Origin of the sequence: Pseudonocardia yuanmonensis (assembly GCF_039542425.1) — a bacterium.
Classification (GTDB): Bacteria; Actinomycetota; Actinomycetes; order Mycobacteriales; family Pseudonocardiaceae; genus Pseudonocardia; species Pseudonocardia yuanmonensis.
The window spans coordinates 241,674-258,827 of the sequence record NZ_BAABIC010000007.1; the positions used below are offsets into that span (position 1 = coordinate 241,674).

Annotated in this window: 10 protein-coding genes; 5 read left to right on the forward strand and 5 right to left on the reverse strand. The window is 74.4% G+C overall.

The features are described 5' to 3' along the window. Positions 1-13: 13 nt before the first annotated feature. Positions 14-3,205: an arabinosyltransferase domain-containing protein gene (locus tag ABD990_RS13020; protein WP_345380703.1), complete on the reverse strand. Its 3,192-nt coding sequence runs from the start codon at positions 3,203-3,205 to the stop codon at positions 14-16. Positions 3,206-3,411: 206 nt separating this feature from the next. On the opposite strand from ABD990_RS13020, the gene ABD990_RS13025 reads away from it, so the two are divergent. Then, a complete protein-coding gene (locus ABD990_RS13025; protein ID WP_345380704.1) occupies positions 3,412-5,439 on the forward strand; it encodes an acyltransferase family protein in 2,028 nt (675 codons plus the stop codon). Positions 5,440-5,485: 46 nt separating this feature from the next. Here the strand turns inward: ABD990_RS13025 and ABD990_RS13030 are convergent, their stop codons facing one another. Next, positions 5,486-8,818, reverse strand: coding sequence for an arabinosyltransferase domain-containing protein (locus ABD990_RS13030; RefSeq protein ID WP_345380705.1), 3,333 nt, complete (start codon positions 8,816-8,818; stop codon positions 5,486-5,488). A gap of 305 nt (positions 8,819-9,123) precedes the next feature. Here ABD990_RS13030 and ABD990_RS13035 point away from each other — a divergent pair, with 305 nt between their 5' ends. From ABD990_RS13035 to ABD990_RS13050, 4 genes are all read left to right on the forward strand, one after another. After that, positions 9,124-10,335 carry a lipopolysaccharide biosynthesis protein gene (locus ABD990_RS13035; RefSeq protein WP_345380706.1) on the forward strand — a complete coding sequence of 404 codons (1,212 nt, stop codon included), beginning with the start codon at positions 9,124-9,126 and terminating at the stop codon, positions 10,333-10,335. Beyond that, the gene (locus tag ABD990_RS13040) at positions 10,328-11,455 is read left to right on the forward strand and encodes a glycosyltransferase family 4 protein (protein WP_345380707.1); all 1,128 of its coding nucleotides are present in this window, start codon (positions 10,328-10,330) and stop codon (positions 11,453-11,455) included. The genes ABD990_RS13035 and ABD990_RS13040 overlap by 8 nt, the downstream gene beginning before the upstream one ends. 109 nt (positions 11,456-11,564) lie before the next feature. Further along, positions 11,565-12,266, forward strand: coding sequence for a class I SAM-dependent methyltransferase (locus ABD990_RS13045; protein ID WP_345380708.1), 702 nt, complete (start codon positions 11,565-11,567; stop codon positions 12,264-12,266). Between the two features lie 40 nt (positions 12,267-12,306). Further along, on the forward strand, positions 12,307-12,960 hold the full coding sequence (locus tag ABD990_RS13050) for a nitroreductase family protein (RefSeq protein WP_345380710.1): 654 nt from the start codon (positions 12,307-12,309) through the stop codon (positions 12,958-12,960). A gap of 127 nt (positions 12,961-13,087) precedes the next feature. Here the strand turns inward: ABD990_RS13050 and dprE2 are convergent, their stop codons facing one another. The 3 genes from dprE2 to ABD990_RS13065 form a co-directional block, all read right to left on the reverse strand. Beyond that, positions 13,088-13,843 (reverse strand): decaprenylphospho-beta-D-erythro-pentofuranosid-2-ulose 2-reductase, encoded by a 756-nt coding sequence (gene dprE2, locus ABD990_RS13055; protein WP_345380711.1) that lies wholly within the window; start codon positions 13,841-13,843, stop codon positions 13,088-13,090. Between the two features lie 31 nt (positions 13,844-13,874). Continuing rightward, entirely contained in the window at positions 13,875-15,239 is a 1,365-nt protein-coding gene (dprE1, locus tag ABD990_RS13060) for a decaprenylphosphoryl-beta-D-ribose oxidase (RefSeq protein ID WP_345380712.1), read from the reverse strand. 108 nt (positions 15,240-15,347) lie between these two features. After that, positions 15,348-17,126: a hypothetical protein gene (locus ABD990_RS13065; RefSeq protein WP_345380713.1), complete on the reverse strand. Its 1,779-nt coding sequence runs from the start codon at positions 17,124-17,126 to the stop codon at positions 15,348-15,350. Between the last annotated feature and the right edge of the window lie 28 nt (positions 17,127-17,154).

The window sequence follows — 17,154 nt, forward strand, 5'->3', positions numbered from 1 at the left end:
GCGGTCTCCCGCGTCAGGGGCGGTCGAGGGGCGGGTCGTCCGGGGCCTCGCCCATCTCGCCGACCTTCTGCCAGCCGCCCATCGTGCGGGTGCCCCGCTCGACGTCCGGGCCGCCCGGCGTCGGCGACCACGGCTCCAGCATCCGCAGCTGACCCCAGTCGAAGTCCCACTGGCCCTGCAGGTAGGTCGGCAGCACGCGTTGCCGGGCGACCTGGTCGATCCAGCCCTGCGGCCCGCCCGTCGACGGGAAGCCCCAGTTGTCCCCGACCTCGCGCTGCTGGGTGTCCGCCAGGATCCGGTAGCCCGGCATCTCCGCGACGCCGCGATGCACCCCGAAGGGCCGCAGGCACGGGCTGGGGAAGGCCGTCGGCCAGTCCGTGTACCCGGCCATGCCCGCGACCACGGAGGTGAGCGGGGTCAGCTGCGGGACCCGGGGCTCGGCGACGGCGACCCAGCCGTCCTGACCGAGGGCCCGGTCCGAGGCCACGACCCGGACAGCATCGGCGGTGGCGGCCGCCCCCGAGAGGGTCAGCCGGACGTCCCGCCAGCCCAGCCCGCTCGCGGCCGTGCCGAGCGGGTCGGCGGTGGCCGTGACGCTGCCGGACGCGCCGTCCGGCGCAACCCTGTCGACGACCTGGTCGCCGCGGGCGAACTCCAGGGTCAGCGAGGTACCGCCGCCGATCTCCCCGGCGACGCCCAGGACCAGCGGGCGGGACCCGTCCCGGGCGGGCTGCGGCAGCGCGTACCAGCCGCTGCGGTAGTCGCCGATGGACTGCTGGTCGGCGCTCCAGCTGCCCGTCACGCGGCCGCCGTGCGGGCCGGTGCCGGCGACGCCGGGGTCATGGTTGCCCGCGCCGTCGGAGTCGCGGTAGGAGCCGGGGCCGGTCGGCGGGACGCCGTCCGGGGCGAACCCCACGGTCTCCGGCGGGCCGCCCGGCCCGGCCGCCGGCGGGAGCACGCCCGCCTCGGGGTCGGTCTCGACGAGCACCCGCCCGGCGAGCCCGCACCGCGACCCGGTCGGGTCCTCCACGATGTCCGCGGCCAGCGAGTACGTGCCCCACTGCTTCTGCACGCCCTTGGCCAGCGACGCGACCTGGAAGACCACCATCAGCGCGCAGATCACGACGATCGGGGCGTTGTTCAGCCGCGGGCCCCGGCCGCCGATCGCCAGCGGCCGTGGGATCGCGGGCCCGCGCAGGTGCTCGGCCAGCGCGTAGACCAGCACGAGGGCCGCGGCGAGCAGCAGCAGCGAGGTGGCCGAGATCCCGTTCACGGACGGCGGCTTGTCGAACCAGGGCACGCCCCAGTTCGAGACGTACCACCAGGTGTTCGGGCCGGCGAAGGCCAGCGCGGTGACCGCGAGCAGCGCCGCGACCAGCAGCGCCTGGTTCCGCCGGGACCGCAGCACGCTCGTGCCGGTGGCCAGCGCGGCGATCGCGGCCATGCCCGCGCCGAGCGCGGCGAAGGCGCCGAAGTGGTGCGTCCACTTCGTGGGGGTCAGACCCAGCACGACGAACGCGAGCAGGCTGCTGCCGATCAGCCGCCGGGACACGCCCAGCGCGGCGCCGGGGATGCGGCCGCGCCGCAGCAGCACCGCGATGCTCACCCCGAGGCAGAGCAGGAGCAGCAGCACCGGGAAGCGGCGCATCAGCGAGCCGTCGCGGCTGTCCGAGAAGAGCAGCTGGTAGCGGGAGAGCTCCTGGTACCAGGGCTGGTTCGGGCCGATCTCGGTGCGGACCCGGGTGGCCTCGGCGACGGAGGCCCAGGTCTGGTCGTCGAACACCGCGACGAGCACGATCACGCCGGCGGCCAGCAGGGGCAGCAGCACGACCAGCCAGCCGGCCTTGCGGGCCCGCCGGGCGAGCAGGCGCAGCAGCGGGCGGGCCGCGGCGAGCAGCGGCGCGAAGGCGATCAGCCCGGTCGGCGTGGCGGCCACCGCGAAGGCGCCGGAGACCAGCGCGCCGGCGATCGGCAGCAGCCGCTGCGTGACGAGGGCGCGCTCGAGGAGCACCAGGGACAGCAGCGCGGCGATCACCACGACCGGCTCGGGCCGCAGACCGTTGTCGAAGGGGATCCAGAAGCAGAGGAACACGCCCGCCGCCGCCCAGCCCGCGGAGCGGCTGCGGCGGACCCGGGTGCCCAGCCGGGGCAGCAGCGCGCGGCTGATCAGGAACCACGACGCGACGCCCATGAGGAGGGCCGGGATCCGCAGCCACAGGACAGCGTCGCTGACCTCGATCCACTTCGAGTACAGCTCGTAGAACCAGCCGAACGGCGCCTCCGGGACGTCGTACCAGCGGTAGTAGTTCCCGACGTAGCCCGAGGTCCAGGTGCCGCGGGCGATGTTGAGGATGTAGCCGTCGTCCGGCGTCATGCTGCCGAACACGGTCGCCCCGCCCAGCAGCACCACGACGGCGGAGTCGCGGGCCCAGTCGTGTCCGCGCAGGCGGCCGGACAACCGGCCGGTGGGCACGAGCCGGCGGCCGTCGCGGTCGTCGAGCCGGCGCAGCACGAGCAGGCAGCCGAGCAGCGCGACGACGGCGAGCACCGCCGCCACCACCTTCGGCGTGGTCGGGGCGCTGTCGAAGCGGTTGTCGGTGGCGAACCGGATCTCCGTACCGGCGACCGGGTCGAGGGCCTGGTCGAGGTCCGACCAGATCCCGACGACCTGCGGCCGGCGGTCGTCGTCGAACGCCGCGAGCTGTCGGCCACCGAACGTGACGGTCGTGCTCGCCCAGTCGGAGTGGACGAGGAGGGCGCAGTCGCCCGGGACGAGGTCGGTCTCGGCGATCCGTCGTCCGCGGTCGTCGACGACGAGCCGCCCGGCGTCGACGCTGACCCGCATGCCCACGGCGGCGCCGTCGGGGGCCCCGGGGGCGGTGGTGGTGAAGACGGTGGCCGCCTGCGGGCTGCGCGCGTCGAGGCTGCGGGCGGCGGCGCAGGGGACGGTGGCGTCGAAGCTCTCCGGTCGCAGGGCGACGAGCGGGGCCGTGACGGGGGCCGTGCCCCCGCCGGCCGTCGGCCAGCTGAGCTGCGCGGTGTTCTGCGCGACGGGCAGGAACGGGATCGCGATCGCCAGCACGGCCGACAGCAGGCCGAGTCCGGCGGCGAGCCGTCGCAGACCGGGACGGTGGTGTGGGGGAGCGGAGTCACGCCGCGACGGGGAGCTGCGGCGTGCCTCGTCCACCGTGTCGGTGGTCAGCACGACGCCCGAGGCTATCTGGCCGCTCCGACGGGGCCGGGCACCCGTCCCGAAGGGTGTTCCGGCACACTGTCGTCCGGCTGTCATCCGGTCCGGGCATCAAGAATGACATCGATGTAGTTCGACCACTGTGTGTAACACATTGGGCTATTCGGGCGCACTGTGGGGGACGCCCGTGACGGCTACTCGGGGGCATCGTTGTGGTCGACGTGACCACGACCGCCGAGCACGCACCCGTGTCGGACGCCCCTCCGACCACGGGTCCGGTCCCGGGTTCGCCCCCCGCAGCGGGCGGCGAGCTCCGCGCCCTGACCGGCCTGCGCGCCGTCGCCGCGGCCTGGGTCGTGCTGTTCCACTTCCACTTCACCGCGCTGCCCGGTGTCGCCGTGGTCAGCGGGCTGCTCGCGCCCGTGATCACGCACGGTGCGCTCGGGGTCGACCTGTTCTTCGTGCTCAGCGGCTTCGTGATCGCCTACACGTACCTCGAGCAGCTCGGTCCCCGGCTCACCGCGGCACGGACCGGGCGGTTCGTCTGGGCGCGCGCCTGCCGGATCTGGCCGGCCTACGCGCTCGTGTTCCACATGTTCGGGATCTGGCTGGTCGCGCGGGCGGTCTACGGGTCGGACCCCGACATCGCCTTCCAGGCGGTCCAGCCGGTGCTGAGCCCCGGCGAGTGGCTGCAGCAGCTGGTGATGGTGCAGCTGTGGGACAACCCCTACCTCGACGGCGCCTCCTGGGTCGGGGCGACCTGGTCGATCAGCGCGGAGTGGCTCGCCTACCTGCTGTTCCCGCTTGTCGCGGTCGTCTTCCACCGGATGCGGAACCTCCCGGCCGGGGTGCTGGCGGGCGGCGCGCTCGCGCTGACGACGCCGCTCGCCGCCGCGTACCTGACCACCGGGAGCCCCTACCACCCGTGGAGCTGGCTGGTTCGCATCCTCTGCGGGTTCGGCGCGGGGATCCTGACCTACCTCGCCGTACGGCGGCTGCGTCACCGGCCCGGCGCCCGCCGCGTCGCCTCCGCGGTCGCGTCGGCCACACCGGTGCTGATCGTCGGCGGCCTGCTCGCCGGGGAGCTGGTCGCCCCGGGCCGCGGCGGTGTCGTCCTGGTGCTGTTCCCGGTGCTCGTCGGTGCGCTCGCGCTGGCCGACCGGGGTGTCGCACGGTGGCTGGCGCGGCCCGCGATGGTGCACGGCGGGCGCCTCTCCTACGCGCTCTACCTGATCCACATCCCGATGTTCGAGGTGTTCTGGCTGGCACTGCGCCGCTACGGCAGCTACGGGGGGAGCACCCTCCTCGCGGCCAACGGGCTCCTCGCGCACGTCCTCGCGCTCGGCGTGCTGGTCGCGACCGTGCCCGCCGCGCACCTGCTGTACCGGCACGTCGAGGAGCCGGCGCGGGTGGCGATGAAGGGACTACCGGCGCTCTGGTCGCAGCGGCTGGCCGGGTACCGGGCGCAGCTGCCCGGGCTCCTCGCCCGTCTCCTTCCGGCCGGTCCCGCCGTCGCCCTGCCGGTGCCCGTGGCGCCCGCCCCGCGGCGCCCGTCCGGTCCCGAGTTCGTCCCCGTACCCGACGCCGTGGAGGTGGCCGTCGTGCCGTCCGTCCCGACCGGCCCCGCGCCGGCCGCCGATGACCGTCCCGCGGCGTGGCCGCGGACCGCGCCGCTCCCGGTCGTCCCCCAGGTCGACCGCCCGGCCCTGGGTGTCCCCATCGACACGGACGCGGCCCGGCGCGACCCCGTGACCGCGGTGCTGCCGGCGGTGCCGGTCGAGCCCGAGGTCGCGATCGGGCTCAGCGGTGCCGGCTCCTGGCCGGAACGCCCGCCGCGTCGTTCCCGCCCCGATCCGGCGCCTGCGCCGATCGACACCCTGGTCGCGCAGCGGGACCCCGCGACCCAGGTCCTGCCGACGCTCGTCCCGCTGCCCCTGGTGGAGCCCCCGACCCAGGCCTTCCCGGCGGTCGCGGCGTTGCCGCCGGCGGTGCCGACCCTGCCGGTGGTGCCATCCCTGCCGGTCGTGCCGGCGGCCGTGCCGGAGCAGCCCCGCCCGGTGCAGCGGCTCCTCTCGGCCCGCAACGTCGAGCTCCGCTCCCCGCACCCCGAGCTGGCCCGGGAGCTGGCGGAACAGCTCGTCGGCGCCCGGCTGGCCCGCGGCAAGCACCGCGTGCGGAACGCCCGCCCGCACGGCGCCCCGCACATCGCCGGCCCGCGTGGGCCGGAGCGCCAGGGCCGCGCACACTAGCCGCGGTCGGCGCCGCGCCGGCGGCCGGCACGGTCGGCCCCGGCCGTCACGAGTCGTCGTCGCGGTCGGCCCGCTCCGCCTCCGGGGTGGAGGGGCGCGGCGGGGCGTCCGTACCGGCGTCCCCGCCGCCGGTGACGCGCTCGCCCCGGGCGAGGTCGTAGGCGTCGGCGGGGTAGGGCGGGTCGAAGAGGTAGACCTCGAGGTTCCGCTCGTCCTCCGGCACGCCGTCGAGGGTCGTGGCCAGCTGAAGGCCCGTCGAGATGCGGCGGACCTGCCCGAACAGGCCGCCGCGGAAGGGCTGCCAGGTGGCGTCGTCGAACCCGGAGAGCGACGGGTCGCCCCACACGACGGCCGAGCGCGGGGGCTCGGTGATGCCGTCCGCCACCCGGGGCAGCGGCAGGCACGGGAACTGGAAGGCCACCTGCCACGACAGCGCCACCGCACCGGCGGGGAGCGCCTCGCGCAACGGGACCTGCTGCGCCACGGCCGGGGCCGTGAAGGCGAGCCAGCCGCCGATCCCGCCGCTGCGGTCGACCGCGGTGAGCCGGACGAGATCGGCCCGGCCCCCGGCGTCGGGCAGCGCGAAGGTGCGCCAGATGGTGTCGGAGGCGGTGTCGGTCAGCGGCACCGTGTCGACGCTCCGGACGGTGCCGTCAGCGGCGCGCCGGCCGAACTCCGCGACCAGCGAGTTGCCCTGCTCGAGGGTGCCGGCGGCCAGGACGGCGACCTGGGCGGACCCGTCGGCGGGCAGCGTCGGGAGGTCCCACCAGGGCGTCGTGACCTGGCCGGTCGTCGCCTCCGGCGTCCCGTCCCGGGCGACGAAGCTGCCCCACGACCCGGCGAACATCCCCCGCCCCGGCGGCAGCGGCGGTCCGTCGCCCCGGGGGAACCCGTCCGCGGCGAAGCCCTGCGGCTCCGCGGGCTCCGGCAGCCCCGTGGCCGGGGTCAGGGTCCGGGCCCCCGCCGGGTCGAGGACGCGGACGGCGCGGGCGGCGTTGCAGTCCCGCGCGCCGGGGTCGCGGAAGTTGTCGCCCCAGAAGGACCAGGACCCGCTCGTCCGGTCGACCGCGAGGCCGAACGTCCCGACCAGGTAGACGACGTTGGCCAACAGACCGAGCACCACCATCGCGGGCACCGCGCGCAGCAGGTGCAGGCGCAGGTCGCGGGTGCCGCGCAGGCGTGCGCCCAGGGCCAGGATGCCGACGATCACGGCCAGGCCGAGGAGCCACCACAGCGGGTCGCCGAACTCGACGACGCTGACCGCCGGTGCCTTCTCCGGCCGCCGGATCCCGATCAGCCAGGTGTACGGCCAGGCGTTCGGCCCCTGGCCGGCCAGCGCCAGCGCCAGCACGAAGGACCCGGCGACCGCGGCCAGCAGCGGCACGGGCAGCCGCGCCTCCAGCCGCCGGGCCAGCGGGATGCCGAGCACGATCAGCAGCGCCAGGAAGGCCGAGCACGTGGCGGCGAGCGCGCCGAAGTGGTGGGTCCACTTCGACGGCGTGGGCCAGAGCAGCAGGAAGGCCAGCGCGGCCGTGCACCCGGAGAACATGAGCGGCCACGGCACCGTGAGCCGCCGGGCGCGGGCGGCCGCGACCAGCACCGCGAACCAGAGCAGCGCCACGACGGTCACCAATACGGCGACCCGCTTGGCGTACGAGCCCATCGCGATGTTCGTGAGCAGGAAGTTGTAGCGCTGGATCTCGTCGGCCCAGTCGTTCTGGTCCTGGATCCCGAGGAAGATCTCCTGCCCCCGCAGGAAGTCGCGGAAGGCGCCGTCGGTGAACGCGAGCAGCGAGGCCACGGTCGCCCCGGACACGACGGCGACGGCGCGGGCGAGCGTGCCGAGCACGCTGGGCGTCCGGACGAGCTGCCACAGCGCGGGCAGACCGGCGACGATCGGCGCCAGCGCGGTGAAGCCCGTGGGGTGCACCGCGAACCCCGCGGCGGCCGCGACGAACGCCAGCCAGGCCACCGAGAGGCGGGACCGGCGCACGGCCACGGCCACTCCGAGCAGCGCGAGCGCGCCGCCGACGGTGACGGCGCTCTCCGGCCGGACACCCATGTCCTGCGGTAGCCACCACGCCAGGAAGGTGATGCCGAGCACCGTCCGGGACAGCGACCGGATCCACCGGCGGTCCGGCGCGGCCTCGCGCAGGGCGGTCGCGGTGAACCGACGCACCGCCGCCCAGGCGATCAACCCGAACACGAGCGCGGGCACCCGCTGCGCGGGCGCGGAGTCCCCGGCGACGGTCTGCCACCAGGCGAGCAGGTGGTAGAACCACGTGAACGGGACGAAGCTCTGGTCGTAGAGCTGGTAGAAGTTGCCCACGAACCCGGACGCGCGGAAGTTGCGCGCCATGGCCGCGTAGTAGCCGTCGTCGTCCGTGCTGGGGGCGAGGAAGAGCCACAGCGTCATCACCGCCGGGACCAGCAGGTCCACGAGCGCGGGCGGCCGCCACCGCCACCGGGCCCTCGCCCGATCCGTCCGCCGGTCGACGAGCACCAGGCAGAGCAGCGCGGCGAGCGCGAGCACCCCGGCCAGCCACGTCAGGACCGTCTTCGCGGGGGTGGGGCTGCTCGCCATCTCGTCGTCGACCCGCATCGTCACGGCGAGGTCGCCGCGCGCGGGCAGGGCGGTGACGGACGTGGTGAGCAGGTCGACGTCCGGCACCGTGGCGCCGAAGGCCGACGCCAGCCGGGCGCCGTCGAGGTCGAGGACGGTCCCGTCGCCGTCCGCGTGGACGGTGTACAGGCAGCTCCCGGTCGGGATCGGGGCGTCGAGCAGGACCCGGCCGACCGCGGACACCCGGACGCCGGGCGCGTCGGGCGTCCCGGTGGCCGTGACCACGAGGCCGGACGCCCCGGCGGCGGCCGAGTCCGGCCGCATCGTGGCGACGACGGTCCGGTCGCCCGTGCCGGCGGCCGCGCGGACGGCGTCGCAGCTCACCCGCACGTCCAGGGTCAGCGGCCGGTACGCGGTGAGCAGCAGCGTGGTCGGTTCCGGCACGGTGGCGCGCTGCGGCCAGGAGACGGTGGGGGCGCTCACGGTGACCGGCGCGAAGGGCAACGCGGCCGCGCATAGCAGCGCGAGCAGCCCGAACAGGCCGGCGAGCAGGTCGAGCGGCATCCGGGGGGAGCGGCGGGTCGGCCACTCCGGGCGCGCGCGCCGCGCGCGGACGGCCGGGTCGAGCCGGCCCAGGTCGCGATCCGGCCGCGGGTCGGCCGGGGTGTCGGCCGGGGCGGTGGACGAGGCGGTGGACGGGGCGGGGGCTGCCTCGGCCTCCGGGGTCACCGGCGTGGCGCTCTCCTCGGTCGACCCGGCCGCGGTCCCGGTGTCGGTCCCGGTGTCCGCTCCGCTGGTCTCCGGCGGCGATCCCACGTCGTCTGTCCTCGGTTCCTCGCTCGTCCTGGGCGGGGACGAGAGTGTCATGCCCTCCCTGAGGACACCCGCCGGACCCGCCGCGAGACGTCCGTGGGAGATTGCGGTCCGGTAACCGGGCGCGGTTCCGGGGCGTTGGTCCCGGGCCCGCCGGGTACCGCCCCGGTAGAGTCACGCCAATCTCAGACGTCCCACAGGTACCCGCCCGCACGCCGGACGCAGGAAGGGGTAGTGCCCTGACTCCGACGGCGCGTTCCCGTACGCGGTCGCTCGGCCTCGTCGGCCTCGGCATCATCGGGTCCGGGTTGCTCGTCAACGGCTACCTGGCGATCATCGCGCGCAGCCTGCCCGCCGCCGAGTACGCCTACTTCGGCGCGTTCTGGTCGATCGCCCTGGTCGTCGGGTTCGGGGTGTTCCTGCCGATCGAGCAGGAGACCGCCCGGCTGATGCAGGTGCCGGACCGGCCCGGGCAGGTGCTGCACGCCTCGCTGTTCACCGCGCTGCTGCTCGCCGCGGCCGAGGTCGTGGTCGTGCTGGCGCTCTCGCCGGTACTGGTCAGGGCGTTCGGCGGCGAGGTGTGGACGATCGTCGCGCTCGCCGTGCTGTGCATCGCCTCGGCCGGGCAGTTCGTGATGCGCGGGGCGCTGATCGGCATGGACCGGATGGACCGGCACGCCCTGGTCATGCTGTGGGACACGGTGCTGCGGGTCGCGCTGGCCGGTGCGGTCGCGCTGCTGATCGCCGACCCGGACAGCTCGGTCTTCGCCTGGACGCTGGTCCTCGCGATCCTGCTGGCGCACGGGCCGCAGCTGCTCGCGCTCGCGCGGCGGCGCACCCGGATGGGCAGCGTCCCCGAGCTCGGCGACGCGACGATGACCCCGCGGGGCGTGCGCCGGGCCGTCCTCCCGCTGCTGCTCGGCTCGTTGTGCGCCCAGCTGCTGCTCAACGGGCCGCCGATCCTGGTCCCGCTGCTCGCCCGCGACCTCGCCCAGGCCGACCTCGCCGGGCGGTTCGTCGCCGGGTACACGCTCGCGCGGATCCCGCTGTTCCTCATGGTCCCGCTGCAGACCGCACTGCTGCCGCTGTTGACCCGCCTGCTGCACGGGGGCGACCGGGCGGTCCTGCGGAGGGTCACCCTCCGGCTCACCCTCGGCCTGCTCGCGCTCGCCGTCGTGGCCTTCGGCCTCGGCTACGCCATCGGACCCTGGCTGGTCGGGCTCGTGTTCGGCCAGGGCTACCGGCTCGGCGCGCTCGACATGGCCCTGCTGTCCGTCGGCGTCGCCGCGTACCTGGGGATGGTGCTGGTCACCCAGGTGCTCGTGGCATCCGTCCGGCACTCGCACGTCGCCTGGGCCTGGCTGTCCGGCGTCGTGGTCGCCGTCGTCACCGTGCTCGTCGTGCCCGACCTGCTGCTCAGCGCGGAACTCGCGTTCGTGCTGGGCTCGACGGTCGGCTGGGCCGTCGGCACCGTCCTCATGCTGTCCCGGACCCGGAACAGGGAGCTGACCCGTGTCTGACCGCGAGGACGACCTGGTCGTCGCGCTCACCTACTACTCGCCCTACGTGTCCGGGCTGACCAACATGGCCAGGGACATCGCCGAGGGACTGGCCGCCCGCGGGCGCCGCGTCACCGTCGTGACCAGCCGGTACGACCGCGACCTCCCGCGCGAGGAGGAGATCAACGGCGTCCGCGTGCTGCGGGCGCCGGTGCTGCTGCGGCTCGGCCGCGGCGTGGTGAGCCCGGAGTTCGTGCGGCTCGCCGCCGCCACCGCGAACCGCGCCCGGGTGGTGAACCTGCACCTGCCGATGCTCGAGGCGGGGGCGATCGCGCAGCTGACCAGGGCGCCGATCGTGGCGACCTACCACTGCGACGTCACACTGCCGCCCGGGCTGGTCAACACGGTGCAGCGGGCGGTCGTCGACGCGTCGAACCGGCGGGCCATGCGCCGGGCCGGCGCGGTCGCGGTGACCAGCGAGGACTACGGCCGGCACAGCCGGATGTGGCCCTGGATCGCGCCGACCGTCGAGTCGATCCCGCCGCCCTGCCACGCGCCGCCGCCCGGCCGGCCGACCTACCGCGAGACGGACGGCCCGCACATCGGGTTCCTCGGCCGGATCGTCCGGGAGAAGGGTCTGGAGTACCTGGTCCGCGCGTTCCGCACGATCGAGGACCCCGACGCCCGGCTCCTCATCGGCGGGGACTTCACGCACGTCGCGGGCGGGTCGGTCGTCGAGCAGGTGCGGTCCGCGATCGGCGACGACAGCCGCGTCCGGCTGCTCGGGTTCGTGCCCGAGGAGCGGATCGGGGACTTCTACGCCTCGCTCGACCTGTTCAGCCTGCCGTCGGTCAACGCGTTCGAGGCGTTCGGGATCGTGCAGGCCGTGGCGATGCTCGCCGGTGTGCCGGTGCTGTCCAGCGACATCCCGGGCGTCCGGCAGCCGGTCGCGCAGACCGGGTTCGGCACGCTGGCGCCGAAGGCCGACAGCGCGGCGCTGGCCGCGGCGATGCGCCGGCTGCTCGCCGACCCGCCGGACCGGGCGGCCGGGGCCGAGGCGGCGCGCCGGGCCTTCTCGGTCGACGGGGTGCTCGACGCCTACGAGGTGTTGTTCGACAAGCATGCGCGAAGGGGACGCTGAGCACTTCCGATGAGCCCTGAGTACGTCCGATGAACACCGAGTACGTCCGATGAGTACCGAGTACGTCCGATGAGTACCGAGTACGTCCGATGAGCACCGAGTACGACCGATGAACGCCGAGTTCGGCCCCGAGCACTACGACGAGGCCTACTACACGGAGAACGGCCAGTGCGGGGACCGTCCCGCCCTCGGCTGGTACGTCCGGATGGTGCTGCGGTACGTCGGTCGCGGTCCGTACCTGGACTTCGGCTGCGGCACCGGCCACCTGGTCCGCCGGCTGTCCGAGCACGGCCCGGCCTCCGGCGTCGAGGTGTCCGCCTGGTCCGCGGAGACCGCCCGCCGCACCGCGCCCGGCTGCCCGATCTTCACCGCGCCCGAGGACCTGCCGACCGACGGCTTCCGCGGCCTCACCGCGATCCACGTGCTCGAGCACCTCGACGACGAGACCGCCGCGGCCGTCGTCGACACCTGGCGCCGGGTGCTCGTCCCCGGCGGGCGGGCGCTGCTGGCGATGCCGGACCCGGCGGGCCGGGCGCACGCGCTCGCGGGGGAGAAGTGGAACGGCTTCGCCGATCCCACCCACACCAACCTGAAGTCGCACGAGGAGTGGCGGAAGTTCCTCGTGCACGCCGGGTTCACCGTCGTCCGGGAGGGCTCGGACGGGCTGTGGAACGTCCCCTACGGCCGGGTGCCGCGGTTCCTCGACCTGCGCGCCGTGCCGTCGTTCGTCCAGTTCTGCCTGGGTCGGCTGTTCCTGAACCCGGGCGAGGGCGAGAGCTCGATCTTCGTCCTGGAGAACTCGGGCACCTGAACGCTGCCGGTTCCGCGCTCCGCGGGGCATGATCGGGGGCATGGCAGAGCTGCTCCCGCTGGATCCCGACCAGTTGCTGACGACCACCCGTTCCGTGCGCAAGCGCCTCGACCTGGATCGGCCGGTGCCGCTCGAGGTGGTGCGCGAGAGTCTCGAGGTGGCGCTGCAGGCACCGAGCGGCAGCAACAAGCAGGGCTGGCACTGGATCGTGCTCACCGACCCGGCCAAGCGGAAGGCCGTCGCGGACCTCTACGCCCGGTCCTTCGACGCCTACCGCAACTCGGCGGGCTACGCCGCCAACCACCCGTCGGGCGACGCCGCGCGGGAGGCCACGCAGAAGCGCGTCGCGTCGAGCGCGGAGTACCTCGCCGAGGTGATGGCCGAGGTCCCGGTGCTGATCATCGGCGCGATCGAGACCGGCACCGAGGAGCTGCCCGCGGGCAACCAGGCCGGACTGTGGGGCTCGCTGCTCCCGGCCGCCTGGAGCCTGCAGCTCGCACTGCGCGCCCGTGGCCTCGGCAGCGCCTGGACCTCGCTGCACCTGCGCTACGAGAAGGAGGTCGCCGAGCTGCTCGGCGTCCCGCCCACCGTCAAGCAGGGCGTCCTGCTCCCGGTCGCCTACACCAAGGGCACCGACTTCAAGCCCGCCCCGCGCCAGCCCCTGGACGAGGTCCTGCACGTCGACACCTGGTAACCCGTGAGTGGCAACTGCCCTGGAAGGGCAGTTGCCACTCACGACCCTTGCTGAGCTGCGGAGACGCCGACAGGAGCCGGCGCGATTCTTCTTGAGTGCGTGGTGCCCTTCTCGGGGCAGTGGGCACTCACAGGGGCAGTCGACGGAAGAGCGGCCGCGGGACGTGCCGGAGCACCGACATGACGAAGCGCAGCGGGGCGGGGGCCCACACCAGCTCCTGCTTGGTCCGCACCGCGTGCACGATGACCTGCGCGACCGCCTCGGGGGTGGTGGACAGCGGGGCGGGCTTGAGGCCCTCGGTCATCTTGGTGTGCACGAACCCGGGCCGGACCACGGTCACCGTGACCCCGAAGGGCCGCAGCGCCTCGGTGAGCCCGGTGTAGAAGGCGTCGAGCCCCGCCTTGGTGGAGCCGTAGACGAAGTTCGAGCGACGCGCCCGCTCGCCGGCGACCGACGAGAGGGCGACCAGCGAGCCGTGGCCCTGCTGCTTCAGCCGGTCAGCCAGCGTGACCCCGACCGACACGGCCGCGGTGTAGTTGACCTGCGCCAGCTCGACGGCCTTCGCGGCGTCCGTCCAGGCCTCCTCGTTGTCCCCGAGCAGGCCGAACGCCACGATCGCCACGTCGACGTCGCCCTCGGCGAACGCCTTGTCGATCACTGCGGGGTGGGTGTCGAGCGCCTTCGCGTCGAAGTCGAGGGTCTCCACGGCGCAGCCCCGGGCCTCGAGGCGGGCCTTGGCGTCGGCCAGGCGCGGGGACGGCCGCGCGGCCAGCACGACGCGCATCGGCCGGTCCGAGGCGAAGGCCTCGACCGTGGCGAGCCCGATCTCCGAGGTTCCGCCCAGCAGCAGGATGCTCTGCGGGTTGCCCACGGCGTCGATCACGACCCGCTCCGCTCGTTCCGGGTGTCGGTCATCAGATGAGCTCCAGTCGTCGTGCGAGGTCGGAGGCGAACACGCCCGCGGGGTCCACGGCGGCGCGCACCTTGCGCCACTCCTCGAGCCGCGGGTAGCCGCGCCGGATCGCCTCGGGCGTGGTCCGCGACTCCTTGGCCAGGTAGTGCCGGCCGCCGGCGTCGAGCACGATCCGGTCGAGCTCGTCGCACAGCTCGTTGAGGCCGGGCCCGATCGGGATGTCGACGCAGAGCGTCCAGCCGGGCTTGGGGAAGGACAGCGGCGCGCGGTTGCCCTCGCCGAACCGCTTGAGCACGTTCAGCGCCGACACCTGGCCGGCCTCGGTCATCCGCTCCAGCACCGTCCGGATCACGTCGCCGCGCTCCAGCGGGACCACGAACTGGTACTGCAGGAAGCCGTGCGGGCCGTAGCCGCGGTTCCACTCGCCGGCGATGTCCAGCGGGTGCAGGAACTGGGTGATGTTCTGGATGGCGCCGAGCTTCGTCGGCGACTTGCGGTACCAGAGCTCGCTGAACAGCTTGCCGGTGACGCGGTTGAGCATCCCGGGCGGGAAGACGTCCGGCACGGTCAGCAGCTGCGGCGCGTCGAACTTCAGCGGGTTCTTCCGCTGCTTCGGCGTGAGGTCCGCGAGCGTGGCGTGGTTCGCCCGGGTCAGCAGGCCGCGGCCGAAGTGCTCGCCGGTGGTGACGGCGTCGAACCAGGAGACGGACTCGGCGTACTTCTCGTCGTCCCGCGTCTGGCGCTCCATCAGCTCGGCCAGGTTGTCGATCTGCTCGGTGTCGACCTTGAAGTACGCGGTCTCGACGTGGTGCAGCTTCAGCCGCGCCCGCACGATCACGCCGGTCAGACCCATCCCGCCGACGGTCGCCCAGAACAGCTCCGCCTCGGGGCCCTCCGGCGTGAGCTCGCGGATCGAGCCGTCGGCCAGCACGATCGTCATCGCCTCGACGTGGTTGCCGAAGGAGCCGACGACGTGGTGCGCCTTGCCGTGGATGTCCGCGCCGATCGCCCCGCCGATGGTGACCTGCCGGGTCCCGGGCAGGACCGGGACCCACAGGCCGAACGGCAGCGCGCGGCGCATGAGCGTGTCGAGCGAGACGCCCGCGTCGAGGTCGACGACGCCCGAGTCGGCGTCGATCGAGTGGATCCGGGCGAGCCCGGTCATGTCGAGCACGGTGCCGCCGGCGTTCTGCGCCGGGTCGCCGTAGGACCGGCCGAGGCCGCGGGCGATGATCCCGCGACGCCCCGCGGCCTTCACCGCGGCGGCGACGTCCTCCGGCGTCCGGGGCGTGATCACCGTGGCCACGGTGGGTGCCGTGCGTCCCCACCCGTGCAGGGTCCGGGTCTCACTCGTTGGGCTGGTCATCGGGAGTCAGGCTACCGACGCGGCGCCGGACCTCCCGGACCGACCCGGGCCCGGACGACGGCGAGGAGACCTCCACCACGCGGAGGCGATCGCGGGCGGTCGGGCGGCTCAGCGTGCCAGGTCGAAGAGGACGACGTCGTCGACCGGCCGACCGCTCTCCCCGCTGACCGCCCGGGTCCAGTCGAGGATCCGGGAGGCGGCCGGGTCCCCGTCGCGGGGGACCACGACGAGGGCCGACACCCCGAGCTGGCGCAGTTCGCGGCGCGCGACCTCGGGGGGACCGGGCTCGGCGCCGCCCTCGATGGCGTCGACCCCGGCCTGGTAGGCGTTGACGGGTCCCGCGAGCAGGAGCGGTCGCCCCGGTCCGGACCCGATGAAGTAGCCACCGGTGGTGCGGTAGGCCATCCCGGACTCCGCCTGCCAGAGCAGGGGGGCCGCGCCGCCCTCCCAGGCGCCCGTCGCGCGTGGGGTCGTCTCGACCACCGCGCCCGGGCCCAGGACCTGGGCCGCCGAGCGGGTGAAGAAGGCCGGGACGGGCGTGTGGACCGTGCGGACCGCGTCCGGGGCGGGCAGCCAACTGACCACCACGAGGACGATCAGCCCGGCAGCGGCCCACCAGCCGACGGTGCGCGGCCGGCCGACGAGGTCGTCCACCCACACGGCCACGATGAGCGCGAGGCAGGCCGCGATGACGATCTGCAACCGGACGGGTTCCATCTCCCCGAGGAGCGGCACGTCGAGGAGCAGCCGCCACGGCATGACCGGCACCAGCACCTGGTTCAGGACGACGAGATGGACCCCGAAGGAGAGGACGACCAGGATCGCGGCGACGAGGGCGACGGGCCGGACGACGTGGCGGCGGACACCGATGGTCAGGGCGAGGGCGACCAGCAGGAGCAGCGCGGGCCCCACGTACCCACCCTGTTCCCCCGGGTGCAGGGCCAGGCGTTCGCCGAAGCCGGCCGGGTCGACACGCACGGCCGTGAGCGGGCTCGGGAACAGCAGGTTCGCCGCGTCCGCCATCGTCGCGTCCGGCGGCCTGATGCGCTCCAGCGGCCGACCCGGTCCGGCGAGCAGCAGGTAGAGCGGGTAGGCACAGAGCACGAAGTAGACGACGAGGCAGGACACGGTCGACCGGAGGAGCGTAGGCAGCCTGCGGCCGACCAGCGCGGGTCGTCGGAGGGCGAGCACCGCCGCCACGACGAGGAGCGACACCGCGCCGACCGCCAGGGTCTGGGTGTACAGCCCCGTCTGGAGCGCGAGGCCGAGGCCGAACAGCGCGCCGGTCAGGTAGGGCCTCGGGTCGTGCCGGAGGAGAGCAGTGTCGACGAACCAGATCAGGAGCGGCGGGAACACCATCCACACCAGGTTGAGGTGGCCGACGGACGCGTGGGCGATCACGAACGGGCAGAAGGCGTAGAGGCCCCCGGCCACGGCGCGGGCGATCAAACGTGGGACGAGGCGACGTGTCGCGGCGACGAAGGCGACACCCGACGCGACCGGCCCGAGGACCATCGCGACGTTGAAGGCGACGACCGGCCCGGCCGTCGCCGTGACGGGGGCCGTCAGCGCGGCGAGGACCGGCACGGGCACGTTCCACATGCCGTTCAGGCCGAACGGGTAGTGCTGATAGGTCGTGTAGAGCGGGTTCGCGCCGGTGGAGACCGCGTGGACGAACCACTCCAGCCACCAGGTGAACTGGTGGCTGTCCGACGAGGCCCACCCGACCGTCGAGGTCGACAGGCCACCGAGCACGCGGCGGTACAGCGCCAGGGAACACCCCAGGTACACCAGCGCGACGCCGACCGGCCCCCAGGGCGAACGCGACCGGGCCCTCCACCGCTGCCGCGGCGCGACGTGTCGGACGTCCGCCGACGCGAGGTGCATTGAGGCAGCCTGGCACGGATCGAGGCGC

Excerpts from the sequence above, each read along its gene's own strand:
- ABD990_RS13045 (WP_345380708.1), top strand. The coding sequence starts at position 11,565 with ATGAACGCCGAGTTCGGCCCCGAGCACTACGACGAGGCCTACTACACG.
- ABD990_RS13050 (WP_345380710.1), top strand. The coding sequence starts at position 12,307 with ATGGCAGAGCTGCTCCCGCTGGATCCCGACCAGTTGCTGACGACCACC.
- dprE1 (WP_345380712.1), bottom strand. The coding sequence starts at position 15,239 with ATGACCAGCCCAACGAGTGAGACCCGGACCCTGCACGGGTGGGGACGC.
- ABD990_RS13065 (WP_345380713.1), bottom strand. The coding sequence starts at position 17,126 with ATGCACCTCGCGTCGGCGGACGTCCGACACGTCGCGCCGCGGCAGCGG.